Annotated in this window: 17 protein-coding genes; 12 read left to right on the top strand and 5 right to left on the bottom strand. The window is 63.6% G+C overall.

Going from position 1 to position 15,057, the window contains the following annotated elements:
* Nucleotides 1-6: 6 nt before the first annotated feature.
* The 9 genes from rpsA (at nt 7) to AO684_RS08955 (ending at nt 6,875) form a co-directional block, all read left to right on the top strand.
* Complete coding sequence (gene rpsA / locus AO684_RS08995; protein ID WP_054302417.1) at nt 7-1,692, top strand: 30S ribosomal protein S1; 1,686 nt, start codon at nt 7-9, stop codon at nt 1,690-1,692.
* Nucleotides 1,693-1,889: 197 nt separating this feature from the next.
* On the top strand, nt 1,890-2,174 hold the full coding sequence (gene ihfB / locus AO684_RS08990; protein ID WP_054302416.1) for an integration host factor subunit beta: 285 nt from the start codon (nt 1,890-1,892) through the stop codon (nt 2,172-2,174).
* Between the two features lie 33 nt (nt 2,175-2,207).
* The gene (locus tag AO684_RS08985; protein ID WP_229825401.1) at nt 2,208-2,561 is read left to right on the top strand and encodes a LapA family protein; all 354 of its coding nucleotides are present in this window, start codon (nt 2,208-2,210) and stop codon (nt 2,559-2,561) included.
* A 1-nt stretch (nt 2,562) separates the two neighbouring features.
* Nucleotides 2,563-3,201: a phosphoribosylanthranilate isomerase gene (locus AO684_RS08980; protein ID WP_054302415.1), complete on the top strand. Its 639-nt coding sequence runs from the start codon at nt 2,563-2,565 to the stop codon at nt 3,199-3,201.
* Nucleotides 3,198-3,644: a GNAT family N-acetyltransferase gene (locus tag AO684_RS08975; RefSeq protein WP_054302414.1), complete on the top strand. Its 447-nt coding sequence runs from the start codon at nt 3,198-3,200 to the stop codon at nt 3,642-3,644. Before AO684_RS08980 ends, AO684_RS08975 begins: the two co-directional genes overlap by 4 nt.
* A 127-nt stretch (nt 3,645-3,771) precedes the next feature.
* Nucleotides 3,772-5,004, top strand: a complete 1,233-nt coding sequence (gene trpB / locus AO684_RS08970; RefSeq protein WP_054302413.1) for a tryptophan synthase subunit beta — start codon at nt 3,772-3,774, stop codon at nt 5,002-5,004.
* Between the two features lie 168 nt (nt 5,005-5,172).
* On the top strand, nt 5,173-5,739 hold the full coding sequence (locus AO684_RS08965) for a hypothetical protein (protein ID WP_054302412.1): 567 nt from the start codon (nt 5,173-5,175) through the stop codon (nt 5,737-5,739).
* 114 nt (nt 5,740-5,853) lie between these two features.
* Entirely contained in the window at nt 5,854-6,273 is a 420-nt protein-coding gene (locus tag AO684_RS08960) for a hypothetical protein (RefSeq protein WP_152968388.1), read from the top strand.
* Entirely contained in the window at nt 6,270-6,875 is a 606-nt protein-coding gene (locus AO684_RS08955) for a helix-turn-helix transcriptional regulator (RefSeq protein WP_054302410.1), read from the top strand. Before AO684_RS08960 ends, AO684_RS08955 begins: the two co-directional genes overlap by 4 nt.
* On the opposite strand, the gene AO684_RS08950 is transcribed toward AO684_RS08955, so the two are convergent.
* Genes AO684_RS08950 through pth form a run of 3 tightly spaced genes read right to left on the bottom strand, consistent with a single transcriptional unit; the run spans nt 6,860 to nt 9,100 of the window.
* Complete coding sequence (locus AO684_RS08950) at nt 6,860-7,234, bottom strand: DUF2237 family protein (protein WP_054302409.1); 375 nt, start codon at nt 7,232-7,234, stop codon at nt 6,860-6,862. The two genes, AO684_RS08955 and AO684_RS08950, sit on opposite strands and share 16 nt — an antisense overlap.
* Complete coding sequence (locus AO684_RS08945) at nt 7,227-8,390, bottom strand: serine hydrolase (RefSeq protein ID WP_054302408.1); 1,164 nt, start codon at nt 8,388-8,390, stop codon at nt 7,227-7,229. Before AO684_RS08945 ends, AO684_RS08950 begins: the two co-directional genes overlap by 8 nt.
* A 29-nt stretch (nt 8,391-8,419) precedes the next feature.
* The gene (pth, locus tag AO684_RS08940; RefSeq protein ID WP_054302407.1) at nt 8,420-9,100 is read right to left on the bottom strand and encodes an aminoacyl-tRNA hydrolase; all 681 of its coding nucleotides are present in this window, start codon (nt 9,098-9,100) and stop codon (nt 8,420-8,422) included.
* 126 nt (nt 9,101-9,226) lie between these two features.
* Here pth and AO684_RS08935 point away from each other — a divergent pair, with 126 nt between their 5' ends.
* On the top strand, nt 9,227-9,547 hold the full coding sequence (locus tag AO684_RS08935; protein WP_054302406.1) for an antibiotic biosynthesis monooxygenase: 321 nt from the start codon (nt 9,227-9,229) through the stop codon (nt 9,545-9,547).
* A 47-nt stretch (nt 9,548-9,594) separates the two neighbouring features.
* Complete coding sequence (locus AO684_RS08930; protein ID WP_152968387.1) at nt 9,595-10,578, top strand: glycosyltransferase family 2 protein; 984 nt, start codon at nt 9,595-9,597, stop codon at nt 10,576-10,578.
* 16 nt (nt 10,579-10,594) lie between these two features.
* Here AO684_RS08930 and AO684_RS08925 read toward each other — a convergent pair whose 3' ends face one another.
* Both AO684_RS08925 and AO684_RS08920 read right to left on the bottom strand, forming a co-directional pair.
* Nucleotides 10,595-12,943, bottom strand: a complete 2,349-nt coding sequence (locus AO684_RS08925; RefSeq protein ID WP_054302404.1) for a calcium-binding protein — start codon at nt 12,941-12,943, stop codon at nt 10,595-10,597.
* Nucleotides 12,944-13,098: 155 nt separating this feature from the next.
* Nucleotides 13,099-13,701: a 50S ribosomal protein L25/general stress protein Ctc gene (locus tag AO684_RS08920; RefSeq protein ID WP_054302403.1), complete on the bottom strand. Its 603-nt coding sequence runs from the start codon at nt 13,699-13,701 to the stop codon at nt 13,099-13,101.
* Nucleotides 13,702-13,914: 213 nt separating this feature from the next.
* Here AO684_RS08920 and AO684_RS08915 point away from each other — a divergent pair, with 213 nt between their 5' ends.
* Nucleotides 13,915-15,057 carry an MFS transporter gene (locus tag AO684_RS08915; RefSeq protein WP_054302402.1) on the top strand — a complete coding sequence of 381 codons (1,143 nt, stop codon included), beginning with the start codon at nt 13,915-13,917 and terminating at the stop codon, nt 15,055-15,057.

Below are 15,057 nucleotides of genomic sequence, written 5' to 3'. Positions count from 1 at the left end.
CTGCATATGTGCGCCAAAGCATCCATGGATGAATTCGAAGCCCTCCTGAAGGAAAGCTTCGAGATCGATACCCCCGAAGAGGGTTCGGTCGTCAAGGGCAAGGTCATCGCCATCGAGGCGGGCCAGGCCATCATCGACGTCGGCTACAAAATGGAAGGCCGTGTCGATCTGAAAGAATTCGCAAATCCCGGCGAAGCCCCGTCGATCAATGTCGGCGATGAGGTCGAGGTCTATCTGGACCGCGTCGAGAACGCCCGTGGCGAAGCCGTCATCTCGCGTGACAAGGCCCGTCGCGAAGAAGCCTGGGACCGTCTGGAAAAAGCCTACGCCAACGAGACCCGCGTCGAAGGCGCGATCTTCGGCCGCGTCAAGGGTGGCTTCACCGTCGATCTGGGCGGTGCCGTGGCCTTCCTGCCCGGCTCGCAAGTCGATGTGCGCCCCGTGCGCGATGCCGGCCCGCTGATGGGCATCAAGCAGCCCTTCCAGATCCTGAAAATGGACCGTCGTCGTGGCAACATCGTTGTCTCGCGCCGCGCCATTCTGGAAGAATCGCGTGCCGAACAGCGCGCCGAAGTCATCGCGAACCTCAGCGAAGGTCAGACCGTCGAGGGTGTTGTCAAGAACATCACCGAATACGGTGCCTTCGTGGATCTGGGCGGCGTTGACGGCCTGCTGCACGTCACCGACATGGCATGGCGCCGTGTGAACCACCCGTCGGAAATCCTGTCGATCGGCGAGACCGTCAAGGTTCAGGTCATCAAGATCAACAAGGAAACCCACCGCATCAGCCTCGGCATGAAGCAGCTTCAGTCCGATCCGTGGGATGCCGTGGAACGTGCCTATCCGATCGGTTCGGTCCACAAGGGGCGCGTGACCAACATCACCGATTACGGCGCCTTCGTGGAGCTGGAAGCCGGCGTCGAGGGTCTGGTTCACGTCTCGGAAATGTCCTGGACCAAGAAGAACGTGCACCCCGGCAAGATCGTCTCGACCTCGCAAGAGGTGGACGTCATGGTTCTGGAAATCGACAGCGCCAAGCGCCGCGTGTCGCTCGGCCTCAAGCAGACCCAGCGCAATCCGTGGGAAGTCTTTGCTGAAACCCATCCGGTCGGCACCGCCATCGAGGGTGAAGTCAAGAACATCACCGAATTCGGTCTGTTCATCGGCTTGGAAAACGACATCGACGGCATGGTTCACCTGTCCGACCTGTCGTGGGACCAGCGCGGCGAGGACGCCATCCAGAACTATCGCAAGGGCGATGTGGTGAAAGCCGCCGTCACCGAGGTGGACATCGAGAAAGAACGTATCTCGCTGTCGATCAAGGCGCTGGGCGACGACACCTTCACCGAAGCGGTTGACGGCGTGAAGCGTGGCTCGGTCATCACCGTCGCGGTCACCGCGATCGAGGAAGGCGGCATCGAGGTCGATTACAACGGCATGAAATCCTTCATCCGCCGTTCGGATCTGGCCCGCGACCGTCAGGACCAGCGCCCCGAGCGTTTCCAGGTTGGCGACAAAGTCGATGCCCGCGTGACCAACGTGGATTCGAAAACCCGCCGTCTGGGCCTGTCGATCAAGGCCCGCGAAATCGCGGAAGAGAAGGAAGCCGTGGAACAATACGGCTCGTCCGATTCGGGGGCGTCGCTGGGTGACATCCTCGGCGCGGCCCTCAAGGGCGCCGACCGCGGCTGATTTCGCGGCCCATGAATCGCGTGAAGGCCCCGCCAACCGGCGGGGCCTTTGCCCTTGATGGCGGGTTTTTGCCATGCTGCACTGCCAACCTACGGCGATTGCACGGCTTTTCGTTTGTCCCCCCGGATTTCTTGCTTATAGTCCATAGCACAACAAAAACGGGCTGCTGCCACAACGCCCCGGGGGGGACATCGCCGATGATCCGGTCGGAACTGATCCAGAAAATCGCGGACGCCAATCCGCATCTGACGCAACGCCATGTCGAGCGAATCGTAAACACTGTATTCGACGAGATCATCGAGGCGCTTGCGCGCGGTGACCGGGTCGAGTTGCGTGGCTTCGGCGCGTTTTCGGTCAAGGCGCGGGATGCCCGCACCGGCCGCAATCCCCGCACCGGCGAGGCGGTTGAGGTGGAAGACAAGAAGGTGCCCTTCTTCAAGACGGGCAAACTGCTGCGCGACCGGCTGAACGGCAAGGCCTGACGGCGCGCGCAAGGAAAGGGGGCGCTTGCGCCGATGCTGCGGTATCTGAGGTATCTCGTTCTTCTGGTCATCGGGCTTGTCCTTCTGACCATCGCTTTCGCCAATCGCACCCTGGTCACGCTCAGCGTGCTGCCCGGCGATGTGGCGCAGGTTGTCGGCTGGAACTCGCAGGTCGAGGTGCCGCTGTTCGTTGCCATCTTCGGCGGCGTGGCGGTGGGCTTGCTGATCGGCTTCGTCTGGGAATGGTTGCGCGAACACCGGCACCGTCGTGTCGCCTCCACCAAGACGGCCGAGGCGCAGCGGCTGGAACGGGAACTGGCCGCGATGCGTGATGCCAAGGGTCAGCCGCAGGACGATGTGATGGCGCTGCTGGAAAAGAAAGCCTGACATGGCCGACATCCGGGTAAAGATCTGCGGTCTGCGGACCGTAGCTGATGTCACCGCCGTCGCTGCCGCTGGTGCTGCTTATGCGGGCTTTGTGTTCTTCCCCAAAAGCCCGCGGCATCTTGATCTGGCCACCGCGCGCGATCTGGCGCTTGCGGCGCCGCCGGGGCTGGCCAAGGTGGCACTGACGGTGAATGCCGATGATGCGGCGCTGGACGCGATCATCGAGGCGGTGCCGCTGGACATGCTGCAACTTCATGGTGCCGAAAGCCCGGACCGTGTGGCCGAGGTGCGCGCGCGCTATGGTCTGCCGGTGATGAAGGCGGTGGGCGTGGCGGATGAAGGCGATCTGGCCGCGATTTTCGATTATTCCGCGACGGCCGATCAGTTGCTGATCGACGCCAAGCCGCCGAAGAATACGGCGCTGCCGGGCGGCAACGGCCTTAGTTTCGACTGGCGGCTGGTTGCGCAGCGCCGCTGGCTCCGACCCTGGATGCTGGCGGGCGGCCTCACGCCCGAAAACGTGGCCGAGGCGATCCGCCTGACCAATGCGCGGCAGGTCGATGTGTCTTCCGGCGTCGAAAGCGCACCGGGGGTGAAGGATCACGCCCGCATCGCGGCTTTCGCAAAGGCGGCGCAATGATCCGATTCCGTACCGCTACCCGTGCCGATGTGCCCGCCATTGTCGCGCTGCTGACCGACGATCCGCTGGGCCGCGCCCGCGAAAGCAGCGATCTTGCGCCTTATCTGACCGGGTTCGATGCCATCGCCGCCAATCCGATGCATGAGATCATCGTGGGCGAGGTCGAGGGCCGCATTGTCGCCACCTGCCAGCTCACCATCCTGCACGGCCTTTCGCGGCAGGGCATGACCCGCGCTCTGGTCGAATCCGTCCGCACCGCGCCCGATTTGCGCAGCAAGGGGATCGGCGCCGCCCTGATGGCAGAGGCCGAGAGCCGCGCCCATGCCGCCGGTGCACGGATCATCCAGTTGACCACCGACAAAAGCCGCACCCGCGCCCATGCCTTCTATGACCGGCTGGGCTATGAAGCCAGTCACCTGGGCTACAAGAAGTCGCTCGACTGACCGGCGCCCTTTATCCTGGCCAAAATATCCTCGGGGGTGAATGCCCGCAGGGCAGAGGGGGCGGAAAGCCCCCTTTCCCCGCTGGCGCAAACTCGCTACATCGAAGGCGTAATCGCAGGGGGAAGCCATGGCCGAGGACGGGATCAACAGCTTCATGACGGGGCCGGACGAACAGGGCCGTTTCGGCCTTTTCGGTGGGCGTTTCGTGTCGGAAACGCTGATGCCGCTCATCCTGGAACTGGAAGAGCGCTACAACCACGCCAAGACGGATGCGACCTTCTGGGCCGAGATGGATGACCTGTGGAAACACTATGTCGGCCGCCCTTCGCCGCTGTATTTCGCGCCCCGCCTGACCGAGCATCTGGGCGGCGCGAAAATCTATCTCAAGCGCGACGAGTTGAACCATACCGGCGCGCATAAGATCAACAATGTGCTGGGCCAGATCATCCTTGCCCGCCGCATGGGCAAGACCCGCATCATCGCCGAAACCGGCGCGGGCCAGCATGGCGTGGCCACGGCTACGGTCTGCGCCAAGTTCGGGCTGAAATGCGTGGTCTATATGGGCGCGCATGATGTCGAACGCCAGGCGCCCAACGTCTTCCGCATGCGCCTGCTGGGCGCCGAGGTCATCCCGGTTACTTCGGGCCGGGGTACGCTGAAAGACGCGATGAATGATGCGCTGCGCGACTGGGTGACCAATGTGCGCGATACTTTTTACTGCATCGGCACGGTGGCGGGGCCGCACCCTTATCCGGCCATGGTGCGCGACTTCCAGTCGATCATCGGCAAGGAAGTGCGCTGGCAGCTGGCGGAACAGGAAGGCGAAGGCCGCCTGCCCGATACGATCATCGCCGCCATCGGGGGCGGGTCCAATGCCATGGGTCTGTTCTTCCCCTTCCTCGATGATCCTTCGGTCCGCATCATCGGGGTCGAGGCGGGCGGCAAGGGCGTGGATGACCGGATGCAGCATTGCGCCAGTCTGACCGGCGGACGCCCCGGCGTGCTGCATGGCAACCGCACCTATCTGCTGCAAGATCCGGATGGGCAGATTCTGGAAGGCTTCTCGATCAGCGCGGGCCTTGATTACCCCGGAATCGGGCCGGAACACGCCTGGCTGCACGATACCGGCCGCGCCGAATATGTTTCCATCACCGATGCCGAGGCGCTGGAAGCGTTCCAGCTGTGCTGCAAGCTGGAGGGAATCATTCCGGCGCTCGAACCCAGCCATGCCCTTGGCCATGTGATCAAGCTGGCGCCGACGCTGCCCCGCGACCATATCATCGTGATGAACATGTGTGGCCGTGGCGACAAGGACATCTTCACTGTCGCCAAACATCTGGGCTTCGACATGAAGATCTAGGGAATTGCCGCCTAAACCCCGGTTTAGTGCGGCAGTTTCAACTCTGTGGGACGGGCGCTAAACATCCGGCGAATGGTGCGCCCGTCGTCTCCGTGGCCTCATGACACAACCGCAGCCGATCCGGCGCGGTGTTGAGGTAACGATGGAGCGACAAGAATGAAATCGGGAATGACGGGCAGGTTGTTGGCGGGGGCGGCGGCCGCAGTTCTGGTGTCCGGCGTGGCATGGGCCGCGCCCGTACTGCCGGTGCTGCAACTGGCCAAGGGTGGTGCTGCTTCGGAGGCACGGATCTGGCTGGCTTCGGCCGAGGACGGTGCGCCAGGCGACAAGATGTGGCGCGGCGATGACAAGGGCGAACCTGCCTCTGACGAGACGGCAGATGACGCCGAGGACGGCCCGGCCTGGGCGGGCGGCAACCCGGATTTCTGCGAGGCCTGCGGCGGTGTTGTCGAGGACGAGGGTGAAACTCCCGAGCCGGTCGATGTCGAGCTGGGTGACCCGCTGGATGACAGCGTCACGGTGGATGATGACACCATGTGGGCGGGCGGTGATCCTGATTTCTGCGAGGCTTGTGGCGGCGTGGTGGTGGATGATGCAGAGGTCATGTCCATGACCGGCGGCGTCCAGCAGCAGCGCGGCGGCAGGTCGCAGATGGCGGGCCGTGCGCCGGGCGGCGAGCGCCCGACGGATCGCTGCGGACTTGCGGGCGTCGCCTATCGCTGCGGCGACCGCTGAGCCGCGATTGACGCCGGGCGCGGGGCCTGCCACCCTGCGACCTGGCACGATGGGCAAGGGTCGGGACGCGGGGCGCCCCGACCGCTTTCTTTCTCGTGAATGCTGGAGCATGAAATGCGACCGAATGTTCTGCCGATCCTGGTTGCGGCCCTGCTGGCCGCAACGCCCGTCGCGGCGCAGATAGACCCCGCCGATGCCGTTCAGGGCCAGATCGTTTCGCAGCTGGAAGAACAGGGCTATGGCCGGATCGTGGTCAGCCGCACCTTTCTGGGCCGGGTGCGGGTGACGGCAGAGCGTGGGGACCGCAAGCGCGAGATCGTCGTCAACCCGATCACCGGCGAAATTCTGCGCGACCTGCTGCGCACCGATCATCGGTATGCCGGGGACGAGCGGGCCAACGCGCCCGGCAACACCGCCGTGCGCGACGTGACTGACAAGACGCCAGATATTTCCGAGGGGGTCGATGTCGGCATCTCAAATGATGGCCAGACTGACGGCGGCGCCGTCGGTGATGTGGGAACGGGCACCGAATGAAGGGACCGGGACGCAACGGCCTGCACCGGTTTCTGACGCGCCGCCCGATCGGGCTTGCGGTTTTGCTGCTGTTCCAGATCCTCTGCGCGGCAGTTTTTATCACCGATATCCTGTCTTCGGTGATCGGCTTCAACGCCGGTCCGCTCAGCTGGCAATTCCGCGAACTGCTGGAACTGGGCGCGGCGCTGGGTCTGGTGACCGGCATCGCACTGGGGGCATGGGCACTGCGGCTCGCCATGGCCGAGCGTAACGTGGCCGAGGAACGGTTGCGCCGTGCTTCGGGGGCTTTCGCCGAAATTCTTGAGGAACGGTTTGGCGAATGGGGGCTGACCCCGGCAGAACGCGATGTGGCGCTGTTCGCCATCAAGGGCCTGTCCACTGCCCAGATCGCAGGCTTGCGCGAAACGTCAGAGGGTACGGTGAAGGCGCAGACCAATGCGATCTATCGCAAGGCAGGGGTCAGCGGGCGACCGCAGTTGCTGAGCCTCTTCATTGATGAACTGATGCGCGACGACGATCCGCTGCGCCTTGGTGCGCCCGGCGCCCCCACGGCCAAACCGCGCGAGCCGGGGGTGCGGTCGCGCGATCAGTCGGCGGCGTAAAGCCGCAGCACCTCCAGCGGCACGATATCCAGCGTGCGGCGGTGGGTGGCGCGCAACCGGAGCTGCGGTGCCGCGCCTTCCTCATGGGCCTGAAGAAAGCGCGCGGCACAGAGACACCAGTTGTCGCCGGGTTTCAGTCCGGCAAAGCCGAACTCCGGGCGCGGCGTGCTCAGGTCATTGCCCAGATATTTGGACAGGGCCAGAAATTCTGCCGTCATCACCGCGCAGACGGTGTGGCGCCCGCGATCTGCCGGGCCGGTATCGCAGCAGCCATTCCGCCAGAAGCCGGTCAGCGGCTGTGTCGAGCAGCTTTCCAGCGCCTCGCCCAACACGTTGATACTGTCCTCGCGCTCATCCATCCGCTGCCTCCAGTGCCCGCACCAGAGCGCGGAACATCGCTACATTCTGGTCCTCGACGCCTGCCGCCGTAAAGCCCCGGTCAGCGGCATTGGAGGCAATGGTAACGCCTGCGCGCCGGTTCACATAGATGAACTGGCCATAAATGCCCTGCGCCATGAACTCACCCGGTTCGGCCTGCGGCGGAATCCACCATTGATAGCCGTAGCCCATGCCGTCTGCGGGTGTGTCGGCCTGGGGGCGGGTCGAGGCATCCACCCAATCCTGTGGCACGATCTGCTGCCCGTCGATCCGGCCCTCGCGGCGGAACAGCTCGCCCATGCGTGCATAGTCGCGGGTGATCAGATTCAGTCCGCCCAGCACGAAGGGCTGACCATAACCATCGGTCAGATAATAGGGCTCCACTTCCAGCCCGAGCGGTTTGACGATCCGTTCCGACATCAGATCCACGATCCCGCGTCCGGTGGCGCCACGGATCACCATGCCCAGAATATGCGTGTCGATGGACACATAGTGCCATGCTCCACCGGGCGGCCCGCTCCGGGTCTTGATCCCGGCGGCAAAGCTGTCCATCGAACCACCAAGCGCCAGAACCCGGCCCATCTTGTTGATGTCGCTCCAGAAATCCAGATAATCCTCGTTGAAGGCCACACCTGAGGTCATATTGGCGACCTGCCGCACCGTCACGCCTTCATAGGCAGAGCCGCGGAGCGCAGGGGCATACTGATCCACGGGCGCGTCAAGGTCGATGGCGCCCTCTGCCACCACCGTACCAAGAAGCGCGGAGAGAAAGCTTTTGGCGACCGACCAGCTGATCCGACGGTCCATTGCGCCGGTACCAAGGTAATAGCCCTCATGACGCAGCGCGCCGTCCTTCAGGATCACCAGGGCGGTGACATGGCGGTCGGTGATCCAGTCTTCGGTTTCAGGCGGCAGATCGAAGGCCGGACCGGGAGGCAGGGGCAGGGCGGGGCGGTCCCCCTTGGGCAGCGGGGTTGACAGGAAGGCCGCGTCCATATGGCTGAAATTGCCGGTAATGCGATCCGCGTCAAACAGGGTCAGGACCGACTGGAGCCGGATAATCTCTTCCCGCTTCCACACGGCAAGCGCGGCCACGATCAGGGTCACGACCCCCAGAATCTTCAGAAATCGGCGCATTGGTTCCTCCCTGTTGCGCCGATCATAGTTCAGCGAAAACGATCTGCCAGTTTTTGCAGCGGGTTACGGGTATCTTCTGTCGGTGCCGTAGCGTCAGGCGCAGGCTTTGGCCCCGCCTTCTCGCGCCCGGTCGAGGGGCGGGGCGGTGACGTGCGTTGCGCCACGGCATTCTGGAAGCGCGGCCCGTCGCCTGCGGCGAGCGCCGGGGCGCCGTCAGAGATACCGCGCAGCAGATCATCCAGCCAGTCCTGATCGGCCCTGGCGAAATCATGCAGTACATAGCTTGCCACCGCATCCTTGTGGCCGGGGTGGCCGATGCCGAGCCGGACGCGGTGATAAGCCTCGCCGATATGCGCGTGGATAGACCGCAACCCGTTGTGGCCTGCATGCCCGCCGCCGGTCTTCAGCCGCAGCTTGCCGGGGGCAAGGTCCAGCTCGTCGTGAAAAACGGTCACGTCACCCGGGGACAGCTTGTAAAAGCGCAGCGCCTCGCCGACCGATTGACCTGAAAGGTTCATGAAGGTTTCGGGCTTCAGCAGCACCACCTTTTCCGATCCGAAGCGGCCTTCGGACACCAGTCCCTGAAATCCCTTGCGCCAGGGACCAAAGCCATGATCCCCCGCGATACGGTCCAGCGCCATGAAGCCGATGTTGTGACGGTTGCCCGCATATTTCGCGCCCGGATTACCCAGACCCACCCAAAGCTGCATCGCACCCTCCGCCTCTTGACCCCGGACGTTTTAACCCCGATCCTGTGCCCCACGCCAGACAGCCGCGGTGGATTTGCTCTCTCCCTGCCGCCCTCCAGCCGGAAATCGCAGGACAGGATCAGCCAGATGTATCTGACCATGAACCGTTTTAAGGTCAAACCCGGGCAGGAAGCGGCGTTCGAGGCCGTGTGGAAGGCGCGCGACAGCCAGTTGCCGTCCGTTCCCGGTTTTATCTCTTTTCACCTGATGAAAGGCCCGGCGCGTGAGGGCTATACGCTTTATGCCTCGCATACGCTGTGGCAAAACGAGACGGCCTTTCAGGACTGGACGAAATCCGAGGCGTTCCGCATGGCCCATCGCGGCGCGGGCGGGCATGGCGATCTCTATGCCGGACCGCCCGAGCTTGAGGTGTTCGACGCGGTGCAAAGCCTCGCCATGGCCGGTTGACAGCGCGCCCCGCGCCGCCCAACCTGCGGAAAACACAAGGAGAAGCGGTGCGGGCCACGGTCGTCTGTTCGATGCGCAACGAAGGCCCGTTCATCGTGGAATGGGTGGTCTGGTATCGCATGCTCGGCTTTACCGATCTTGTTGTCGTCACCAATGACTGCACCGACCCATCGCCTGATCTGCTGGATGCGCTTCAGGCGGCGGGGTGGCTGGTCCATCTGCGCTCCGAGGTGCCCGCCGGGGGCAAGGTGACGGCGGCGAAGCTGCGGCAGGCAAAGCGGCACCGGGCGGTGCGGCGCGCTGACTGGGTGCTGGTCTGCGATGTCGATGAATTTCTGGTCATCCATCGCGGCGCGGGCAAGCTGCCCGATCTTTTGGGGGCGTCACCCGATTTCACCGCCATGGCGATCAACTGGCGGGTATTCGGCACCTCTGGCATCGAAAGGTGGGAGGATGGGCCGATCCACCGCACCTTCCTGAATGCAGGCCCGACGCGCAACTGGATCTCGCGCTGGATCAAGGTGATCCACCGCAAACCGCAGGCCTTCCGCGCCCTGGCCGAACACGGACCGCGCGGGCTCGATCCTGCGGCGGAGCCGGAACCACGTCTGGTGAATGCCGAAGGAGTGCCGGTTCCCGGCTGGCCGGACGAGGCGCAGTATCTGCGTGTCCTGCCGCTAGAGCTGACGACGCATGAAGTGGCACAGATGAACCATTACATGCTGCGATCCGAAGAAAGCTGGGGCCTGAAGCGTGGCACGCCGTCAGCGGTGCAGGGGGCTGATCGCTATAACGACAGCTATTATCGTTCGACCAACCGGAACGAGCGGCGTGACCTGTCTGCCCTGCGCTATGAAGCCGAGTTCGATGCCCTTCATGCGCGGGCCATGGCGCTGCCCGGCGTCGCGCGGCTGCATCATCTGTGCTGTGCGGATTATGCGGCGCGGCTGGCCGAAAAAGCAGGACATGCGCCGGGACAAGACCCCCGCTGGCAGCATCACATGGCGGCGGCGGGGCAGGGGGCCGACTGACCGGCCCCCTGTCGGATCAGATGATCTCGATGCTGTTCCACAGCTTGTAGAGCGAGGCCACATCCTCCAGCACGATCTTGCCACGCGCACCGAAGTCCAGAACGATGTCATCACCGATATCTGTGGCGTACTGGTTCACCACCTGACGCTTGGTCAGGTCTGCGCCGCCCCAGAGGTTGTCGTTCAGCACCAGCTTGTCGATCCCCTTGGAAAAATCGGTGACGGTATCGGTGCCCATGCGCCGCGCGAAGACAAAGCTGTCGCGCCCGGCACCGCCGGTCAGCTGATCCGCGCCGCTGCCGCCGGTGAGCCGGTCATTGCCGCCGCCGCCTGACAGGGTATCGTTGCCACTGCCACCGACCAGCGTGTCCCGACCGCCGCCAGTGGTGATCGTATCCCGACCCGTGCCGCCATTGACGGTATTGTTGCCGAACAGATCGGTGATCTTGTCGTTGCCGCCCTTGCCGTTGATCGTGGTGTCGCCGAAGAAGCTTTGCACGACATCGGCGCGGGTGCTGGTTTTCGGCCCGGCAAGCTGCTGCGCGATATTCCAGCTCTGATCATCGATCACCAGATTTTCGATCTTGGCCGAGCCGCTGGCATAATAGCTGCGCAGCGAGATCTGATCCGCCACCAGCCCCTTGGCATTCAGCACCTGGATTTGCAGGTCATTGCTGAACGACGGCTGAACCAGCCGGACCCGCGCCGGGTCGATGCCCGTAATCTCGATCGTGTCGCGCCCGCCGATATCATAGACGGTGTCCTCGCCGAAACCGGCTTCGAACTTGTAGGTGTCGTTCCCGTTGCCACCTGCCATGTATTCATTGCGCTGCGAGCCGATGAACGTATCGGACTGGCCGGTGCCGTAAAGGTTGGTGACATCCACGGCGCCCTGGATGGTCAGCCCGCCGCGCAGGTCGATGCTGCCACCGCCGGAGAACACAAGGCTTTCAATCGCGCGGCCGTCGAAATGGTTGTCGATGGTGATCGAGCTGACGACATTGCCGTTCCGGTCCACCACCATGACCCGCAGATCGTCAGAACCATTGGCATTCAGCCGTACATTCGCAGCAGAGATGGATTTTTCGACCAGAATGCGGTCGCGCCCCTGGCTGTCGCTGATGAAATTGGCTTCATCGCCCTTGCCCAGCACATAGGTGTCATTGCCGCCGCCGCCATACAGCGTCTCGTTGCGGTTTGACATGATCAGCCGGTCGTTCAGGGCGGTGCCGATCAGCGTCGTCTGATCCACAGCGCCCTGGATCTTCAGCCCGCCGAGCAGGTCGAGGGCCTGGCCCGAGCCGACCCGCAGGGTCGAGATGCCGTGACCGTTGAAATGCTCGTCCAGCGTCAGGGTGCTGCGCACATTCTCGTTCTTGTCGATGATCCAGATGCGCAGGTCGTCGCTGTCGCTTGTGCTCGCGCTCATCCGCACGCGGGCAGCCGGGACGCCCTTGATCTGAATCGCGTCATTGCCAAGCCCGTCATAGATGAGCTTGCTGCCACCGGCGCTTGACCAGATGTAGGTATCATCACCATTGCCGCCATAAAGCGTTTCATTGCGGCTGGACATGATCAGCGAATCGTTGAGATCGGTGCCGCGCAGGGTGGTGTCGTTCACCGCGCCGCGGATCGTCAGCCCCGCCAGCAGGTTCACGCTGATACCGTCAGAATAGGTCAGCGTTTCAATCGGGCGGCCGTTGAAATGTTCGTTCAGGTAGATCGTGTCGATAATGTTCTCGTTCGCGTCCACCAGGCGGATGACCAGATCATCATAATCGCTGCTGCTGGTATTGAGCCGCACATTGCGGGCGAGAACCGAGCTGTCGAGGCTGAGCGTGTCTGCGCCCTGCGAATCTTCAATAAGTTTCGAACCCTGACCCGCCGAGATGACGTAGGTATCGTTGCCCGCGCCGCCATAAAGGGTCTCGTTCCGGTCCGAGCCGACCAGCGTGTCATTGTTGCCGGTGCCACGCAGCGTGGTCTGCGAGATCGTGCCCTGGATCTTCAGGCCGCCGGTCAGGTTCATCGTCGTCCCATCGGCCAGCTTCAGCTGTTCGATGGTGGCGCCGTTGAAATGTTCGTTCAGGGAAACCGTTCCGACCACCGCGCCGTTGCTGTCGACAATCGAGATCAGCAGGTCATCATAATCCGACGGGCTGATGTTCATACGCAGCATACCGGCAGTAACCGAACTGTCGAACTCGATCTTGTCGGCGCCCTCGGTGTCATAGACGACATCATTACCCGGCAGGGAGTCGAACCGATAAGTGTCGTCGCCGCTGCCGCCGTACAGGTAATCATTTTCCGTGGGATTGCCGACCAGAATGTCGTCGATGCCATCGTAGCCTTTGATCGTGGCCATCGGTTACCTCCAATGTAGAAACTGGCTGCACCCTACCAAAATGGTAATCAATTGAAAGGTAAGTAAAACCGGACCTACACCGGCAATGCGCGAGTTCCCGCCACAAAAAACGCGGCAGGGAGGCCCTGCCGCGTCTGTTTGCCCTGTAGGGGGGATCAGCCTTCGGCCGACTCCTCTTCCGCCACCAGACCCGACGGGGCGGTGATGTTGGCGATCACGAAGTTGCGGTCGATGGTCGGCTTCGCGCCTTTCGGCAGCGCCACATCATTGATGTGGATCACGTCGCCGAAGGTGCGGCCCGCCAGATCGACAACGATCTCGTTCGGGATGTCGGAGGCCAGAACTTCCAGTTCGACTTCCGGGCGCACCACGGTCAGCGTGCCGCCACGCTTCAGGCCGGGGGCCTGATCGTGGTTGATGAAGGTCACATGGATGAACAGGTTGATGCGGCTGTCGTCGTGCAGGCGCATGAAGTCAATATGCGTCGGCAGGTCTTTCACGACGTCGCGCTGGACGCCGCGGCAAACGACATGAACGTCCGGCTGGCCTTCGACCTTCAGGTTGAAGAGGGTCGACATGAAGCGGCCGGCTTTCAGGCGCTTCAGCAGGGCGTTGTAGTTCATGCTGATCGGCTGCGGCTCTTTGCCGTCGCCGTAGACGATGCCGGGAACGTTGCCCTCACGACGGGCTTGACGGGCGGCCCCCTTGCCTGTCCCCGTCCGCACCACGGCGTTAAGATCCGGGATCTCGCGTGCCATAGGTATCTCCTTTGGTTGCACTGGTCCGTCATCCTCCAAGGGTGCATGACGGATCGGGGGCCTATAGCGGGGAATCGCCTGCAAGGAAAGCCAAAAGTCGTGCAAAATCACCTCTGGCGCCGCGTGTCGGGCACGGGCGGGTCGGTGTCGGCGCCGGGCTTGCCGGGGTTGTCCTGTCGGGCTAGCACGGCATCAGGACAGAAGGAACCCCCGATGCTTTCGCCCCGCCTGATCGTCACGGCGCATGCGCCGCTTGCGGCCTTTGCGGCCATGGGCGTGCTGTGGGGCACTTTCGCCGCCGCGCTGCCGGACCTCAAGGCGCAGCTGGATGTGAACGAGGCGCGGCTGGGTCTGTTGTTGCTGCCGACGCCGCTGGCGGCGGTCAGCGCGATGCTGGTGGCACCGCTTGTCGGTGTGGCTCTGGGCCGGATTGCGCTGCCGGTGGCAGCACTGGCGATGGGGCTCGCCTTCATCCTGCCGGGGCAGGTTCATGTGGCGGCCTTTTTCCCGCTTGCCATGATGTGCGCCGGTGCGGCAACCGGCCTGACCGATGTGCTGATGAACGCCCGTGTCGCCGCGCTGGAGAATGAGCGCGGGCTGCATCTGATGAACATTTGCCACGCCGCCTATTCCTTCGGCTATGCTGGCGGGGCGCTGGCGACAGGCGTGATGCGCGATGCGGCGCTGCCGCCAGGCGTGGTGATGGCGGTGGCGGGGATCGGTGCTGCACTGATTGCTGTGTTGGCCTTTGAACGGGATGGCACCATCCACGGTCTTGCCCGCCCGCCAAAGGGGCAGGGCAGCGGGCTGGGCCTCGTGCCGCTGATCGGCGGTGGCATCGTACTGATCGCCTTTCTGACCGAGAACGCGGCCGAAAACTGGTCGGCCCTGCATATCGAGAAAACCCTGGGCGGCAGTCCCGCCGAGGGTGCGATGGGGCCTGCCGCGCTGGCACTGACCATGGGATTTGCGCGGATCGCCGGGCAGGGTCTGGTGGCGCGGCTGAATGCGGGGCGGCTGTTGCGCGCGGGGGCGGTGGTTTCCGCCACCGGCGCGCTGGGGGCGGCCTTCGCCACCAGCCCCACGATGGCCTATGCCGGGTTCATCGTCATGGGGATCGGATCGTCGGTCATCGCCCCCACCGCCTTTTCGCTGGTGGGTCGGATGGCGGCACCGGAAGCCCGCGCCCGCGCTGTCGCAAGGGCCACGCTTTACGGCTATTTCGGCTATTTCTTCGGCCCGCCCATGCTAGGCTTTCTGGCGGGCCTGTTCGGGCTGCGCGCGGCCTTCGTCTTCGCCGCTGCAATGCTGATGGCGGTGCTGGTGCTCACCCCGCTGTTGATGCGGCGGGGCTGA

The sequence above is a fragment of the Gemmobacter sp. LW-1 genome (assembly GCF_001303875.1).
Lineage (GTDB): Bacteria > Pseudomonadota > Alphaproteobacteria > Rhodobacterales > Rhodobacteraceae > Gemmobacter > Gemmobacter caeni.
This window is presented reverse-complemented; position numbering and strand designations above follow the sequence as displayed.